This window comes from uncultured Veillonella sp., from assembly GCF_963551295.1.
In the GTDB taxonomy this organism is placed as follows: Bacteria; Bacillota; Negativicutes; order Veillonellales; family Veillonellaceae; genus Veillonella.
This window is the reverse complement of sequence record NZ_CAUVFT010000007.1, coordinates 73,225-88,641: the sequence shown is the minus strand read 5'-3', so window position 1 is coordinate 88,641 and position 15,417 is coordinate 73,225. Positions and strand designations below refer to the sequence as shown.

Annotated in this window: 15 protein-coding genes and 1 pseudogene; 7 read left to right on the top strand and 9 right to left on the bottom strand. The window is 37.1% G+C overall.

Features of this window, described 5'->3' with window-relative positions; all coding sequences use genetic code 11:
• A pseudogene (locus RYO55_RS03200) lies at nt 1-494 on the top strand (pyruvate formate-lyase 1-activating enzyme); the annotation flags it as partial.
• Nucleotides 495-615: 121 nt separating this feature from the next.
• Here RYO55_RS03200 and RYO55_RS03195 read toward each other — a convergent pair.
• On the bottom strand, nt 616-2,511 hold the full coding sequence (locus tag RYO55_RS03195; protein ID WP_314984152.1) for a cation-translocating P-type ATPase: 1,896 nt from the start codon (nt 2,509-2,511) through the stop codon (nt 616-618).
• Between the two features lie 200 nt (nt 2,512-2,711).
• On the opposite strand from RYO55_RS03195, the gene RYO55_RS03190 reads away from it, so the two are divergent.
• A complete protein-coding gene (locus RYO55_RS03190; RefSeq protein WP_278604646.1) occupies nt 2,712-3,275 on the top strand; it encodes a TetR/AcrR family transcriptional regulator in 564 nt (187 codons plus the stop codon).
• A gap of 14 nt (nt 3,276-3,289) precedes the next feature.
• On the opposite strand, the gene RYO55_RS03185 is transcribed toward RYO55_RS03190, so the two are convergent.
• Nucleotides 3,290-4,240, bottom strand: coding sequence for a 2-hydroxyacid dehydrogenase (locus RYO55_RS03185; RefSeq protein WP_024062772.1), 951 nt, complete (start codon nt 4,238-4,240; stop codon nt 3,290-3,292).
• A gap of 385 nt (nt 4,241-4,625) precedes the next feature.
• Here RYO55_RS03185 and alr point away from each other — a divergent pair, with 385 nt between their 5' ends.
• On the top strand, nt 4,626-5,738 hold the full coding sequence (gene alr / locus RYO55_RS03180; RefSeq protein ID WP_314984147.1) for an alanine racemase: 1,113 nt from the start codon (nt 4,626-4,628) through the stop codon (nt 5,736-5,738).
• A gap of 530 nt (nt 5,739-6,268) precedes the next feature.
• On the opposite strand, the gene RYO55_RS03175 is transcribed toward alr, so the two are convergent.
• The 3 genes from RYO55_RS03175 to RYO55_RS03165 all read right to left on the bottom strand — a co-directional run bounded on the left by RYO55_RS03175 (nt 6,269) and on the right by RYO55_RS03165 (nt 8,406).
• On the bottom strand, nt 6,269-6,547 hold the full coding sequence (locus RYO55_RS03175) for a PepSY domain-containing protein (protein ID WP_004693966.1): 279 nt from the start codon (nt 6,545-6,547) through the stop codon (nt 6,269-6,271).
• A gap of 158 nt (nt 6,548-6,705) precedes the next feature.
• Nucleotides 6,706-7,326, bottom strand: a complete 621-nt coding sequence (locus RYO55_RS03170; protein WP_008603010.1) for a hypothetical protein — start codon at nt 7,324-7,326, stop codon at nt 6,706-6,708.
• A 516-nt stretch (nt 7,327-7,842) separates the two neighbouring features.
• Entirely contained in the window at nt 7,843-8,406 is a 564-nt protein-coding gene (locus RYO55_RS03165) for a PepSY domain-containing protein (protein ID WP_012863831.1), read from the bottom strand.
• Between the two features lie 160 nt (nt 8,407-8,566).
• Here RYO55_RS03165 and fliB point away from each other — a divergent pair, with 160 nt between their 5' ends.
• A complete protein-coding gene (fliB, locus tag RYO55_RS03160) occupies nt 8,567-9,472 on the top strand; it encodes a flagellin lysine-N-methylase (protein WP_314984143.1) in 906 nt (301 codons plus the stop codon).
• A 55-nt stretch (nt 9,473-9,527) separates the two neighbouring features.
• Here fliB and RYO55_RS03155 read toward each other — a convergent pair whose 3' ends face one another.
• From RYO55_RS03155 to RYO55_RS03140, 4 genes are all read right to left on the bottom strand, one after another.
• On the bottom strand, nt 9,528-10,157 hold the full coding sequence (locus tag RYO55_RS03155) for a hypothetical protein (RefSeq protein WP_314984142.1): 630 nt from the start codon (nt 10,155-10,157) through the stop codon (nt 9,528-9,530).
• A 73-nt stretch (nt 10,158-10,230) separates the two neighbouring features.
• Nucleotides 10,231-10,914 (bottom strand): hypothetical protein, encoded by a 684-nt coding sequence (locus RYO55_RS03150; protein ID WP_314984141.1) that lies wholly within the window; start codon nt 10,912-10,914, stop codon nt 10,231-10,233.
• Nucleotides 10,915-11,152: 238 nt separating this feature from the next.
• A complete protein-coding gene (locus RYO55_RS03145; protein WP_314984140.1) occupies nt 11,153-11,824 on the bottom strand; it encodes a hypothetical protein in 672 nt (223 codons plus the stop codon).
• A 285-nt stretch (nt 11,825-12,109) separates the two neighbouring features.
• Nucleotides 12,110-13,024 (bottom strand): metal ABC transporter substrate-binding protein, encoded by a 915-nt coding sequence (locus tag RYO55_RS03140; RefSeq protein ID WP_311574616.1) that lies wholly within the window; start codon nt 13,022-13,024, stop codon nt 12,110-12,112.
• 147 nt (nt 13,025-13,171) lie between these two features.
• Here RYO55_RS03140 and RYO55_RS03135 point away from each other — a divergent pair, with 147 nt between their 5' ends.
• From RYO55_RS03135 to RYO55_RS03125, 3 genes are all read left to right on the top strand, one after another.
• On the top strand, nt 13,172-13,957 hold the full coding sequence (locus tag RYO55_RS03135) for a metal ABC transporter ATP-binding protein (RefSeq protein ID WP_314984137.1): 786 nt from the start codon (nt 13,172-13,174) through the stop codon (nt 13,955-13,957).
• Nucleotides 13,950-14,768 (top strand): metal ABC transporter permease, encoded by an 819-nt coding sequence (locus RYO55_RS03130; RefSeq protein ID WP_308521495.1) that lies wholly within the window; start codon nt 13,950-13,952, stop codon nt 14,766-14,768. The genes RYO55_RS03135 and RYO55_RS03130 overlap by 8 nt, the downstream gene beginning before the upstream one ends.
• A gap of 209 nt (nt 14,769-14,977) precedes the next feature.
• On the top strand, nt 14,978-15,385 hold the full coding sequence (locus RYO55_RS03125; RefSeq protein WP_295815947.1) for a Fur family transcriptional regulator: 408 nt from the start codon (nt 14,978-14,980) through the stop codon (nt 15,383-15,385).
• Nucleotides 15,386-15,417: the final 32 nt, after the last annotated feature.

The following is a 15,417-nucleotide window of genomic DNA, read 5'->3' as shown; positions in this document are numbered from 1 at the left end:
AAAGAAACGTCCATACCTGTTTAGATACAAGTGGAATTTGTTTTGATCCCCACCAGGAGGTGGCATACCGTAAATTACTCAGTGTGACTAGTCTCGTCATCCTAGACATTAAGGAAATCGATCCAGCCAAGCATTTATGGTTAACGGGTAAACCGTTAGAACCCATTCTCGGGTTTGCTCGATTGACGGCAGACGTGGAAGTTCCGATTTGGGTTCGTCACGTAGTAGTCCCTACGATTACAGATAATGCCGATCGTCACTATCGTCTAGGCTTTTTCCTAGGATCTCTGAAAAATTTACAAGCCGTTGACTGCTTACCATATCACGTTATGGGTACTGCTAAATATAAGGAGTTAGGTATTCCCTATCGCCTAGAGGGCATCCCCGCTGCAACGAAAGATATTGCAGCCAAAGCGACAAGAACCGTGGTGGAAGGCATCAAGGCCTATAGACGCCATTGGTGGAGTCCCATCAAAACACAACATCAATCATAATCAAGTTTGAGGATAACTACCTCCCTTGATATATATAAATATATATATATTAAGACTTGATCTATGATAGCCCTAATCAATAGAGCCGCCCCCATACAACCGGGGACGGCTCTTATTGCATTTATATAAACTTTCTATCATACAAACGGGCTGCAATGAGGACAACCAAACAGGACCCCACATTATGAACTAACGCACCGGTAGTAGGTGTCAAAACCTCAAGTAATGAGAGAATAATAGCGATACAGTTAATGGCCATTGATAAAGCAATACTAAATTTAATAGTTCTAATCGTAGCATCTGATAGTCGCTTAATATAAGGAATTTTGCTAAGATCTTCACTCATCAATGCAATATCAGCTGTTTCTATGGCAATATCACTACCGATACTCCCCATTGCAATACTCACATCAGCAGTCTTCATAGCTGGTGCATCATTAATTCCATCACCAACCATACAAACCTTGTGGTGTTTTCCTTGCAACTCTTCAATAATACTCACTTTTTCTCCAGGTAAAAGCTCCGCATGTATTTCAGAAATACCTGCTTTTTTGCCAATATATGTAGCCGTTTCTTTACTATCCCCCGTAAGAAGTACTGTTTTCATAGCTAGACTAGAGACTGCAGACAACATATCTGCCGTATCTCGTCGCATTGTATCAGATAAAGTAATAATACCTATAATATGATTTTTATCTGCAATAATGATAGATACCTTTCCTTCACTTCGATATGTATTAACGTTTTGTTGAACCCTTTCATCAACAATAATATGATGTTCCTCAAGAAAACGTTCATGACCACAATATAATTTAACACCGTTTATTACGGCAATAATGCCCCTTCCTACGAATATCGTAAACGAAGTAGTATCAAGTATTTCTAAATCTTGATGTATGGCATGAGAAACGATAGCCTTGCCAATAGGATGCTCGCTCTTAGCCTCTGCAGATGCAGCTAATTGAAGAATATCGACCTCACTATAATCTGTATCAACGGCCAAAATAGATTGAACCGATAACTGGCCACGTGTTAATGTGCCGGTTTTATCAAATGCCATGGTATCTACTTTTCCCATAGTTTCAAGAATTTCACCAGATTTAATAATAACGCCATGTTTAGTAGCTTGACCAATAGCGGCCATAACCGCAGTAGGTGTAGCAAGCACCAATGCACAAGGACAAAATACTACCAACACAGTAACACCGACAATGATATTTCCAGTTACTAGATAGCCTATGCAAGCAATCAACAATGCAATAGGCACCAATCGACTAGCAACAGTATCAGCTATGCGCTGAATCGGAGCCTGTTTCTGTTCTGCATTTCGAATAAGCTGAATCATTTTTTGAATAGAACTATCTTCGCCCACTTTAGTAGCTATAATATCTATGGCACCAAAACAGTTAATAGTTCCACCAAATACATCATCATCAATTGTTTTATCAACAGGTATAGACTCTCCTGTCATAATGGATTGATCTACCGTTGTTTCACCGTTAATGATTCGCCCATCTACAGGTATCGTTTCGCCCGGAAAGATTCGCAAGTAATCACCACTGTGTATAGACTCTACGGAAATCATTATTTCTTTGTTATCTTGTATTTTACGACCCTTAACAGGTGCTAATGAAATTAACTTTTTTAACCCCTTTTTTGCTCGCTCGGTAGTTGATTCTTCAAGGAGAGCGCCTAAAGCCATAATAAACGCTACCTCACCAGCCGCAAATATATCTCCGATGGCAACGGCTGCAAACATAGCCATGGAAATCAATAGAGCTGATGAGATTTTACTAATTCCCTTATTATATACGATCCTTCGAATAGATAAATACACGAGAGGAAAACCACAAATAATAACGGTAACCCAAGAAGGCTCAAAAGGGAATATATTTTGAAACGGACTCTGTCCACCAAACTCCTCTATCAAATGCGGAATCCCATCAAGTAGTAAAAATAGCCCCGCTAAAATCGTCATATATAAACCAGATAATATATCATATATTCGATGTACCATACAGCAATCCCCTTATCAGACTTTCACTATCAATATGAATTGAATTATGACTATACTTACAGTACAATAATTACGATAGCGAACACTTTGTTCACTTTAATTGTATCAACCTATGGTTCTAATACAATATATAAAACATCATATATGTTCATTACGAAACATATATGATGTTTTGTACTAAAAGTATGATAGGAGTTAATATGGATCGTAGACAGAAAAGAACTCGCAAAGCCATATTTATAGCTTTTAACGAATTATTATCTAATAAGGCATATGACAAAATCACCGTTCAAGAAATCATTAGTGCCGCAGATATTGGCCGCACCACATTTTATGCTCATTTCGACACAAAAGAGGCATTACTAGAAGCCCTCTGCGAAGACTTGTTTTTACATATAAAAGATAGTATTAATCATTTACCTCATGCTCATGGTCTTTATCAACAAAGTATTTACCCAGTCTCAGTATTTGGTCATTTATTACAACATTTACAGCAAAATGAAAATAAAATCCTCGAACTACTAGCTAGTGATAATAACGAAATCTTTTTGCGCTATTTTAGAGATCATCTAAATGAGTTGGTGCAAGGATATTTCATCAATCAAAACCGTAAAGCAAATACAAATCTACCGGATGACTTTATTATCAATCATATTTCAGGTAGTTTTGTCGAAATGGTGTTATGGTGGGTAAAAAACGGCATGAAAGAATCGCCTACAAAATTAGACAATTACTTCCATGCCGTTATAGAACCTATTATATAATTATTTAAATTCTATCAAGATACTACATTAATTGGTTCATCCTTAAAGAAGGCTTGTACATTGTCACGAATAATGCCTACCAAACGCTGACGTGTTTCTAAACCTTTCCAGCCCATATGAGGTGTAAGAATAACATTATCTAATGTATATAGAGGGCTATCCTCTGCTGGAGGTTCTACCTCTTGTACATCGAGACCCGCACCTGCAATGCGTTTAGCCGCTAATGCTTCACAAAGGTCTGCTTCATTAATAAGTGGACCACGACCAGTATTTATGATGACTGCACTAGATTTCATTTTACCGATAGTTTCTTTATTAATCATGTGCTTAGTTTGGTCATTCAATGGGCAATGCAATGTAATATAATCACTATTTTCTAGTAATTCATCAAGACTTACATAACGAATACCATCTCCATCAGCCTTTGGTGTGCGTGTATGAACCAAAATATTCATACCGAGTGCTTTTGCTACTTTGATCACTTCCATACCAATGTGACCAGCACCAACAACACCTAATGTTTTACCATTCACTTCTGTGTGGCTCACTTGTAAATGTTTTGTGAAATTACTGCGATCACCTTTAGCAAGCATGCCGATTTGTTGCTGCATAGTGGATGCAAAATTGAGGATCATCATGATGACTGTATGCGCTACACGTTCCGTACTATAGGCCGGGATATTACATACGGTGATACCCTTTGCTTTCGCTGCGTTAAGGTCAATATTATTATAACCCGTGCCAGCTTCTACGATGAGCTTTACTGTATCTGGGAATTGTGAAAGTAACTCAGCAGTAACAGGAATCTCTTTTGTTACTACTACGCGAGCACCTTGAATGCGTTCAATAAGCTCTGCATTTGTACTATCCTCGTAAACTTTTACATCACTAGATAATACAGAAAAATCTAATGCATGGTCGTAATTCATTTTACTTGCATTTACCACTACTACACGTTCACTCATGAGAACCTCCTACATACATGTTGTATTCCATGTGTCTTGTTTAATACATGCCAACAACACACAGCCCTTTGCCTGTAAATTTATTTCTTACTTTCTAGTAAAAGCAAATAGCATATGAATTGAATAGCTTCAAATATATGTAATACTACTTCTATATAAATTATACTATTTTTTATATAATTTAATACTATGAATTAGTACTGTAAGTAACATATCTATTCACATCAATTAGTATACTTTCACAATTATTGTATATAATATATTCATATATCCTATAAAATTCAAAGTAAAAATCATTTTTCTGTATATAACTTTCACAAAAGTATTGTGTAATTCCCCAAAAGTTATAAAATAAGAGTAATGTTATATAGAATTGAGGAATACCATGAGACCCACCTATTTGACCATAAATACAAGTCTCGTTCGCGAGAATTTGCGTAAAATTAAAGATAGTTTGCCTGAGTGGAGCACATCTACAGCTGTTATCAAGGCCAATGGCTACGGCCACGGCAGCGTTATGATGGGCCGTATTGCTGTGGAGGAAGGTTACGAATCCTTAGCCGTTGCTATTCCGGAAGAGTCTGTACCTCTTCGCAATGCAGGTATTATGGTGCCTATTTATCTATTAGGTCTCACAAGGCCACAATCTTTTGAGCTTGTGGCAGATACGAATTCCATTCCTGCTGTTTGTGAATCTACGGATTTAGACGCCCTCGATAAAGTAGCCGATAATCACGACATGATTATTCGCGTTGCTGTTGCCGTTGATACCGGTATGCATCGCATCGGTATCAAGCCTGAGGATGCCATTGAGTTTATCAAACGCATTGAGTCCTACGAAAATTTGGAAATAGACGGATTCTTCTCCCACATGAGCAATGCTGATGCGGCGGATCAATCACACGCCCATAGCCAAACGCAAAAATTTCATCGCATGGTAGATGAAATACGGGCATTCCGTCCAGAAGCAGATTACCGTTTCTCCCTCGCCAACAGTGCAGGTCTTTTATCTGTCAAAGATAGTCTATTCACAGATGCTCGTCCTGGTATTATTCAATACGGTATCATGCCATCCCTTGATGTACCAAATCGATTAGGCTTAAAGCCGGTTTTATCCTTCCATAGTGAAGTTGTTCATGTGCAACATATCCCTGCTGGCGAAGGCATCGGATATGGGTCTACCTATATCACAGCTGAGCCAATGACGATTGCTACCATTCCTGTAGGCTATGCGGATGGTTATCCTCGTAGTTTATCCAATCGAGGTACCGTACTGATTCATGGTACGCGTTGCCCTGTAGTAGGTCGCATTTGTATGGACCAATTCATGGTCGCCGTTCCAGATACAATTACCGTAAAGCCAGGCGATAAGGTAGTTCTTCTAGGTTCCCAAGGTCATGAAAGTATCTCTGCACTAGAGATTGCCGCTCTTGCCTCTACTATTCCATACGAAATATTCTGTGGATTCTCAGAACGAGTACCGCGACAATATATATAAATAAAACAATCATGTTAGATCTCATAAGAGTCTATATTCATAACAAAAGAGCAGATGCGTCCTATAACATCTGCTCTTTTTACCTTTACTAAAAACTTATAATCTTATATCTACCATTTGATATAAAGATTTTTCTTACAAAAAAATCCCGTATCACATGCAGCGGTCTACATGTGATACGGGCTTTCTTGCTCTCCTATACCCAGCGTGCTGTAAAGCAGTTACGTTCTTATTGTGAGAGAGAGTATATATACCAAGTATATAATCTTATGATTCGGAGGGAACCACAATTCATAAGGGGCCCTCTGAATGATAGACGGCATAGGAGAGAGTCAATGTTTATCTATCCAATCCAGAGGGCTGTGTGTAATTGTTTATTGTGTGTGTTGTTTATTGTGTGTGTTTTTGTGTGTTTTATGTGTTGTGTATGTGTGTGTAAGTGTACTTATGTTATGTGTGTATAGTTTTGAGTGCTTAGTGTTCGTTTTTGAAAGGGTTTACTTTACAGCGCTATAGAATAGGAGATCAACTTATTTTGCTACCGTCCCTGTTTTAGCATCCAATACAACGGATATCGGTTTATTTTGTGCATCATGGAACTCTATGGTATATAGTGATTTTCCATTTTGATTAGCAAGAGACCACGCATTAATACCAGTCGCTACCTTGCCAGACTGTACGAAAGCTGCATTAATTGCCACATGTGGAGGTATTACTGTTCCGGCATCAATAGCACTAGCTTCCATAGATGCATCATATGCTTTAGGAGTACCATCAGTTACATTACCAGTAGCCACATCTAGAGTCATAGAATGAGCACCACTAGTATTAAAACCAGCTACTTCATAGATGGCAGTTTTACCTTGAGTTTTGAAAGATACATTTGTAATTTTGGAGTTTCCAAATTTGCTTTCGAATTGGTCAATTAAATAATTAGCACCAACTACGAAAATACTATTTTGGTCTACTACGCCTTCTTGCTGGTTGGTTGTGCTAGGTTGTGATTTTCTACTTTTAGAGTTTTTTTTTCCTCTTTAGTAGGCTCTTCTTTATCAGCTTTTTTTTCGTCTTTCACAACTTTTACTTTAGGCGCTTTATCTACTGCAGCTTTTTTAGTATTTTTAACTTCTTTACCATGCTTCGCTACAGATTCAGATTTTTTATCACCACTGCGTACTACTCTTGGTTCACTAGGAGCTTTAGCTACAGATGCAGTTTCAATAGAAGGGACCGCTGCTGCAGGATTTTCTGTACTAGGCACTACAGTTTCTTGAGCTACTGGTGTTTTAACATCTTGTGTAGCTGTTGGAACTGGTGTAGTATTACGAACTGCTGTACCTACTTGATTAGCTTCTGCTACAGGAGCTACCGGAATTTTAGGTGCAACTGCAGTAGTAGCCACATCTGGAGCCACCGCTACAGTAGGAACTACTGGATCAGTAACTGGTTGTGCTGGAGTCGCTGTACTCGCTGTTTCTTGCGTAACAGGCATTGGAGTTACTGGTTCAGCTGCTGTTACAGCTACAGTGGCACCAAATACGCCAGCCACTGCTAAAGCAATACTACTTTTTAAAATAGATTTTTTCATATTGTCCTCCTTTTTAATTCATATACATGCAACTTTACGCATGTATATTTCCAGTCAACTCAATGTCATCATGTAAGTTCCAAAACATATATCTAGCATGGACTTGTAGATATATAGTTTGGAAATTTCAGATATAGTTGAGTTTGTCTTTCGACTGGTACACATACTATCGATAGTCTATGAAGTCAAAATGTAGAAGAACCATTAAATGCTTATTTTATAGTGAGTTTAGAATGAATTTATATATAATTCCTATAAAATCCTATGGGATTTACTTTATACTTAAAAATTCCATGAATAACATGTCAAAAGCCGTTTATCCCATATATAAGGGATAAACGGCTTTCAAAATAAACGTATTGATATCTAAAAATTTACATTCATGAGCAAACTTTCACAAAAAAACACTTCAATACTAGTTATTTTTTAAGAAAAACAGTATTAATGTATTTAATTATTATATTCAGAATAAAATAACTAAGCACTATTAAGATATAATAACTAGTCAATCATATATTAGTCATCAAATTTAACAGATAGCAATTTACCGTTCATTGCATCCATACGTACATGTACCTCTTTATTATCTTCTGTACCAAAGCTAACTTTGTACACGATTTTACCTTTATCATAGCGCACAGCCCATTCGTTGAGGCTCACAGCTTTGCCTTTTGTTTGGGCATAAGCAAAGTTCACCACTGCTGCAGGAGGTAAAATTTCTCGTGGATCAAAAGATTTTTTCTTTAACGATTTATGGAAGTCCCCTTCGCGTTTTTCAAAGATTTGATTAGTAGCATAGATATACGTTAACTCATATTTACCAGTTTCATCAAAACCTTCTACATCATACTTAATTTGACCTCCATCCGCATCAAAGGCGATTTCCGTAATTCCAGCATTTGGATGATTTTGGATAAAGGCATTTAATAAACCATTAGCTCCTACAATTGCCGCATGGTTGCCATCAACAACTGCCACAGTTGGCTCTACAGCTACTAAAGGGGCTGCACTTGCATTTGGCATGCCAAATGCCGCTGCCAAGGCCAATACAAGGCTACCTTTTACAAAAAATGATCTCATTGGTTCCTCCATATCTCAAACAGTTATCATAACAATATATATACAATTATACACTAAATCAACACGGTTTATAATCTTTATTTATATAATTAGTGCATGTACCTGCACCCTATGATACAATGCACATAGATTCATTTTTGTAACTACATGTGAGCTAACTATGATTTCAATTTACCCCACTATATATCACGAATTTCAATGCAAGGCCAATCGATGCGAAAATACATGTTGTCAGCTGTGGACCATCGATATAGACGAGCCTACTGCCAAACGTTACCATGCTATGACTGGTCCTCTTGGTGAAAGTTTACAACAAGCCATCACGGTTGATGACGAAGGTAGTCATTTCGTATTTTCCAAAACACAACCTATGTGCCCCTTACTCAATGAAAATGGACTGTGTAAGGTTGTACTCGAATTGGGCGAAGAAGGACTTTGCGACACCTGCCATATGCATCCGCGCTTTTATAAATATATTGAAGACTTAGAGCTATGTGGAGTCGGTTTATCTTGTGAAGCCTCTGTTGAGTTATTAGCTCAAAATAAAACGATAGACTCCCTCCTCTTTACAATTGAGGATGACGATAACGAATTTACGTCTGAGGAGCGATTAACACTTCAGAATGTATTTGAATTATTGACCTTTGATTTAGATCCTAATCTATTCCAATATGCGCCAAATCCCACAAAGCAGTCTTTCAAAGAATTATTAGACCTATATAAAAAAACGGAACCCATCGATGAAAATTGGACTGCACAGGTTAATACATTATCTAGTAAACTAGACCAACTCACCGCATCCGTACAGACCTATATACAGCAAGAGGATATGAGCCTATTTAACAAAGTGTACCAATATATATTGTATCGCCAAATTGATATGCTATCAGACTATTCCTTGGAATCTATCTTAGCTTATGCAAAGGATGGTACTGACTATATACTTATGGCTAGCGCCTTAGAGGGGCAGCCCTTAAAGCAAATTGCAAGATGGTCACAACAAATCGAATACGACGAAGATAATGTAGAGCTCTTATTACACCATTACGAAGCTCAACTAGGTTAATGAGCAAAAAACCGCAAGATATGTATCTTGCGGTTTTAATTCTTATCACAATATATTATTTGAATAATGTATGGACAAAGCGAATCCATTGAGGCAATGCTGATATAGATAATAATGCCACAATAAACATAACAATATAAGTTTTAACGATGCCTAGTCCAACATAACGTCGCATTAATTGAGCTATAATAAAGACAGCATAATATTGGCTAAACATCGTAATAAGATATGCCATATCCCCTACATACTTTTGAAGGGATAGAAAGAAGAAAATAATCCCTATTATATGGACTAATAGTAATACAACCGTGCGAAGCGCATTTGTATAAGCTATGCCATATATATAATTGCGCAGCACGCCGCTATAAGTACCACGACCCCCTACTAAAATAAGTAAGCGCCATATGACAAATGAACCGATGATAATTTGAAAAATCAAGAATGTAGAACTTGCTAGAGTGCTAACTAAATCAAAGTGAGTTAACCCAGTAATCCGTTTAATCCCAAGCAATGGAGATATAACTTTCACCATAAACGGTAAGCTATAGGTCATTATATATAATACAATAGTAGATACAACTAGATTCAGAATGGCTCTCGTATGAGATCCGTAATTGATAATATTTTGAAATGATTGTTCGCTAAGTTTGGTAAATAAATGTAATATATCCTTATACCATGTCATTAAATGCTCCTTTTAGTTTAAAACTAGTAAAAAAGGACGAGTCATAGCTCATCCTAGATATATCATATGTATTTTATCGAGTCAACATATAAACCCATTCAAACACGTGTGCTACCAAAAGAGCAATCAACATTAGAATCAGACCTTCATAAGGGGTCCCATTAATACATGCTCCCGCAATACGTCCCATAGTTTGTAACAATAATACGGTACTTAAAATACATAGCACAATCATACAGAAGCCAATGATCGCTTGCAGTATTAATGGTACCGAAGTTAGAATCAGCATAATCCCTGCTGTAAAAGTAATCAGTGCCACAACAAGTTGAGCAAATGACATGATATGCAAAATACCGGTTGTAACAGTTCGAACATAGAATTTACGCTGTTGAGCAACCGCATAGACTATAATGATACATGCCATGAGAATGACTTTTCCGATTACCCATGCAAAGCGACCTACATTCCAAAATTCTCTAGGCCTACCCATCTGTTCCAAAAAAAGTTGTATTTCATGTTGACCTACCGGAAGAGATAGTAATTCCCACCTTACCAATAACGAAGAATTACGTATAAACGCACGTATAGCATCTAAATATACGCCTTCACCTACAATAGTAAATTGATAGCATATAAGTGTTAATAGCAACATTCCTATGAGTTGCCCATAGGCAATATCAAAGTGATACATACGAGGATTATTCTCTTCAATAGGGTTTAATAAACGATAGATAAACTGCATTAAACCTACCATCATAAGTATCACCACCTTTTACACAATATACATACATAACATTCAAGTTTAAATACTATAACATACAACACACCAAAAGGAACTATAAAAAATAGTTCCTTTTCATTTTCCGTTCATCATTATAGCACAAAAGAGCCTATAAAAGAATGTGGTTTCACCATATTCTAATTGCGATTCCTTTAAAATATAAAAAAGGGGCTGTTTTGTTACAGCCCCCTTTCATATTTTTCATGTTATGTAATTATCTGGAAGTAGCAAGTGCTATCATGCCAATCAAGATACCTAAAACGATTATGGGAATTAAACTCGTAATAATAGAAATGCCAAAAGTTGCTAAACGGGATTTGTTAATTTGGCGGCTTAACAATGTTAAACATACCCAGAATGTATAAACTGCAAAAGCTATCGTTGCGAATATAATAATAATTATCCATACGATACTACCTACTGTAGAATCAGGATTAGATCCTAGTAGCAACAAAAATGGCAATGATAGTAATAGAAAGCCAATGAAATATACTAGGCCCATAATCTGATTATAAGCTTGTTCATACCACATGATCTTTAACACAGACTCATATGTAGTATTCGCATCAAATTTATTGGCGACCCAAGAAAAAATAGCAGAATAAATAGCAATACCAATAAAAGCAAATAACAAGCCAACCGCTAGGCCTAATAGGCCGACCCCAGAAAGAGCAGCCGCACCAGTAAGTGCAACATTAAGTTTATCTACAAATATCATACCCACAAGAGCAGGTAGAATATTTGAAAATACGAATGACATTAATGCCAAAGCTGCTGTAGCATAGAACCCTTTTCGACAAGATCCATGTTCTACAATCTGTGGAATACCACGTTTAAAGGGAGCTACCATGAGTTGCCAAATATCTGAATACCATTTTGTTTCCATAAAACCTCCAAAACACCTATATTTTTCTAATCGTAACACAAACAAACCATTTATAATACTATACCTTATAACTTTTCACTTTTAATTAATTGATTCCCTTCAAAATAATAATTATGGTCAAGACCTTTCATCAGCAACCTCTGATTTATTAATGATAACCATATTAGGTCTCCTTTTTATTTAATCTGATAATATATTATACTATATAATCTAACTTTTAAGATATTATTTCAGCCTATTATAACGCAAAAAAGCAGCCCACTAGGGGCTGCTCTGTTATTTATCTTATTGCAAAGATGCTGCAATTTTTGTAAGGTTTTCATCCATACGTTCTAAGTATGTTTTATTGTCTTCGTTACTTTCGATAGTGTAAATAGTTTCTACCTTAGCCCCTACTTCTTGTGCCAAAGTTTTGGATACTTCTGGGCTAGCCATTTCTTCTGCAAAGATAGTAGTAATATGGTTTTCTTTAGCGTATTCGATGAGTTTAGCCAATTGTGCTGCATTAGGTTCGCCTTCAGCAAATACATCTTCCACACTATTCTGTTCTAAACCAAAGTCACGGCATAGGTACGCAAACGCTGCATGGCCTGTAACAAAGTTTTTATGAGGAGCTTTGGCGAATTGCTCTTCATATTTTTTAATCATTGCATCTAATTTAGCAATGTATTCAGTATAATTCTTTTCATAATAATCCTTGTTTGCTGGATCAACTTTTACAAGGGCATCCTTGATATTTTTCACTTCAATTTTAGCATTTTTCAAAGATAACCATGCATGAGGATCTTCTGCACCATGTTCTTTAATTTCTTCTGGGTCAGTATTTTTAATAGCTTCAACACCTTCAGTAGCTACAACAGATACGAGTTTATCATTTTTAGCTGCTTCGATAGCTTGTTTTGCCCAAGGCTCCATACCAAAACCGTTATATACAAATACTTGAGCTGTTGCCAATTGTTTCATATTTTCAGGCTTCAACTCGAAATCATGTGGTTCCACGCCATCTGGTATAATAGTAGATACCTCTACCTTGTCACCACCAATAGCCTTTGCAAACTCAGCCATTGCATTAAAGCTTGTTACCACTTGGATTTTTTTACCTGCTTGCTCCTTCTGTGCATTCGGTGTATCGTTGCCACAACCTGCAAATAAAGCAGCCATCATAATACCTACAACTAACAAAATCAGTTTCTTGATCATCGTAGTCCTCCTTTGTAAAATACTGATCGCTATGCCTATACAGAATACACTCTATTCTTTAGTTGCAGTTGCGACTCAGTTGCATTTGTAATATAGTTATAGTATAAACTTACTTAGAATTTTGTCAATCAGAAATGTGGTTTTCATATGTTATTTATAGAACATCTTTATTTTTCCTATCAAGGTCAACCGCCTTATGTGTTAAATGACCTTAATTTACATATTCACAGCGGTGATTATATATCCATCGTAGGAGACAATGGGTCTGGTAAAAGTACCTTGCTCCGCCTCATTTTAGGATTTCTTACGCCGGTAAAAGGTTCTATCAAGCGAAGCACCAATAATATTCGGTATGTGTCTCAAAAAAATGACTTCTCTCACGCAGGCTTTCCTATTACGGTAAAAGAAATCCTCGATTCCTACCGAAAACTTTTAAAGATTCAGGATAAGCAGGAAGTCAATCGCGTATTAAAGCTTACCCATATGATGGAATTTAAAGACCGTCTCATTAGTAAACTTTCAGGTGGACAAGCTCAGCGTGTATCTATCGCCCGTGCCCTCATCGGTAAGCCAGATCTTATCATCCTCGATGAGCCTTCAACGGGTATCGACAGAAAAAGCCAAGAGGGCATCTATGCTCTACTTCGCAATTTGAACCAAGAACACCATATTACGATTATCTCTGTTGAGCACAATATCGAAATGGCGCTTGCCAACTCTACCAATATCTACCATATTGCAAATGGGCAAGGTCACCTTTGCTCCCCTGAGCAATATGCTAGAGAAATCATGCACAGTACAGGTCGCAATCCAATAGATCACGAAAACTGCTCCTGTTTCACAGATGTAACAACAGAGGCTCAGGCTCAGGCTCAGGCTCAGGCTCAGGCTCAGGCCGATGATACCACAATTGAGGAGGTATACCATGTTTAATTATGATTTCATGCAAAATGCCTTCTTTGTAGCGATTTGTATTTCTCTTTTATGTCCATGTATTGGTATCTTCATGGTGCTACGCCGTTCTAGTATGATTGGGGACACCATGAGCCATGCATCGCTGGCAGGTATTACGCTAGGCTTATTGACGAATACTAATCCAATTTTAGGGGCTTTTATCTTTACTGCTATCTGCGGTGCACTCATCGAGTTCTTGCGAAAATATTTTTCACACCATCTCGATTTGATTCTTACTATAATCTTATCCCTCAGCATTGGTACAGCTATTACGCTTATTAGCTCAGGCAAACTAAAGGCTAACGCAAATGTATTCTTTTTTGGTAGCATCCTAACGGTAAACGCAACTGATATGATTAGTATTGCTGTGCTTACAATCTTATCTGTACTCACCTTATATTTCCTATACAACTCACTTCTTTACATCGCCTATGATGAAGAGGCCGCTCGTGTAGCAGGTGTTAAGGTAGATTTTATTAACTATATCTTTGCCATCTTAATGGCTGCCGCCGTATCTATATCCATTAAAATTGTCGGTGTTCTCGTATTAAGTGCCATGATTGCACTACCAGTAGCATCGGCATTACAATTAGAAAAAGGATTTAGAACAACACTACTCTGTTCCATTGGATTTAGCTTACTCGCTATGATCATTGGACTCTTTGGATCCTACTTCCTTAACGTAGCTCCTGGTGGTTTCGTGTCTCTAACATCGGTAGGTATTTTACTAGTAGTATTAGTCATTAAGAATATTCGAGCTATCATACGACGCGTGCAATTTAGCAAATAAACTAAAACAATCATTAATATGTTTAGATATAAACAACATAGCTAGTTAGAGTAATATAGCTAGTTAGAGTTGAATAATATAATTAGTTAAATTAAAAAATACAGCTAACTAAATCCGATAGTATATTTGATATATTGTTAGCCATATAAATCATCTAACTATACAAGTGTATAACAGTTTTAGTATTAAAACAGAATCGAAAGAGAGTTATGAATACAACAGCTTGGCCGGAAGGCATAAAAAAGACCAAACAGCGCGAAGCCATTTGGTCTGTATTAACAACTACAGATAAACCTATTACAGCCCTTGAAATCGCAGAACGCTTAGGTGACGGTAGCACTACTTGGATGTCTACTATCTACCGTACACTTGAACTATTAGAAACTAAGGGTATCGTTACACGTACCACGCTCATGGGTAGTGAGATGGCATATTATGAAATTACCCCTCATACACATCGCCACTATGCTGTATGTATGAGCTGTGGTGCCATGATACCGCTCCATACCTGTCCCGTCGTAGAAATGCCACAAGAACTTAACGATGCAGGATTTACTGTAACAGAACATCACCTTGAGATCGCAGGGATTTGTAAGAAGTGCAAAAACAAGAAGTAGAAAATAGACAACTAATGTTTAAACAACAAAAA

Coding starts and splice junctions, on each gene's coding strand:
- RYO55_RS03195 (WP_314984152.1), bottom strand. CDS start 2,511: ATGGTACATCGAATATATGATATATTATCTGGTTTATATATGACGATT.
- RYO55_RS03190 (WP_278604646.1), top strand. CDS start 2,712: ATGGATCGTAGACAGAAAAGAACTCGCAAAGCCATATTTATAGCTTTT.
- RYO55_RS03185 (WP_024062772.1), bottom strand. CDS start 4,240: ATGAGTGAACGTGTAGTAGTGGTAAATGCAAGTAAAATGAATTACGAC.
- alr (WP_314984147.1), top strand. CDS start 4,626: ATGAGACCCACCTATTTGACCATAAATACAAGTCTCGTTCGCGAGAAT.
- RYO55_RS03175 (WP_004693966.1), bottom strand. CDS start 6,547: ATGACTCTAGATGTGGCTACTGGTAATGTAACTGATGGTACTCCTAAA.
- RYO55_RS03170 (WP_008603010.1), bottom strand. CDS start 7,326: ATGAAAAAATCTATTTTAAAAAGTAGTATTGCTTTAGCAGTGGCTGGC.
- RYO55_RS03165 (WP_012863831.1), bottom strand. CDS start 8,406: ATGAGATCATTTTTTGTAAAAGGTAGCCTTGTATTGGCCTTGGCAGCG.
- fliB (WP_314984143.1), top strand. CDS start 8,567: ATGATTTCAATTTACCCCACTATATATCACGAATTTCAATGCAAGGCC.
- RYO55_RS03155 (WP_314984142.1), bottom strand. CDS start 10,157: ATGACATGGTATAAGGATATATTACATTTATTTACCAAACTTAGCGAA.
- RYO55_RS03150 (WP_314984141.1), bottom strand. CDS start 10,914: ATGATGGTAGGTTTAATGCAGTTTATCTATCGTTTATTAAACCCTATT.
- RYO55_RS03145 (WP_314984140.1), bottom strand. CDS start 11,824: ATGGAAACAAAATGGTATTCAGATATTTGGCAACTCATGGTAGCTCCC.
- RYO55_RS03140 (WP_311574616.1), bottom strand. CDS start 13,024: ATGATCAAGAAACTGATTTTGTTAGTTGTAGGTATTATGATGGCTGCT.
- RYO55_RS03135 (WP_314984137.1), top strand. CDS start 13,172: ATGTTATTTATAGAACATCTTTATTTTTCCTATCAAGGTCAACCGCCT.
- RYO55_RS03130 (WP_308521495.1), top strand. CDS start 13,950: ATGTTTAATTATGATTTCATGCAAAATGCCTTCTTTGTAGCGATTTGT.
- RYO55_RS03125 (WP_295815947.1), top strand. CDS start 14,978: ATGAATACAACAGCTTGGCCGGAAGGCATAAAAAAGACCAAACAGCGC.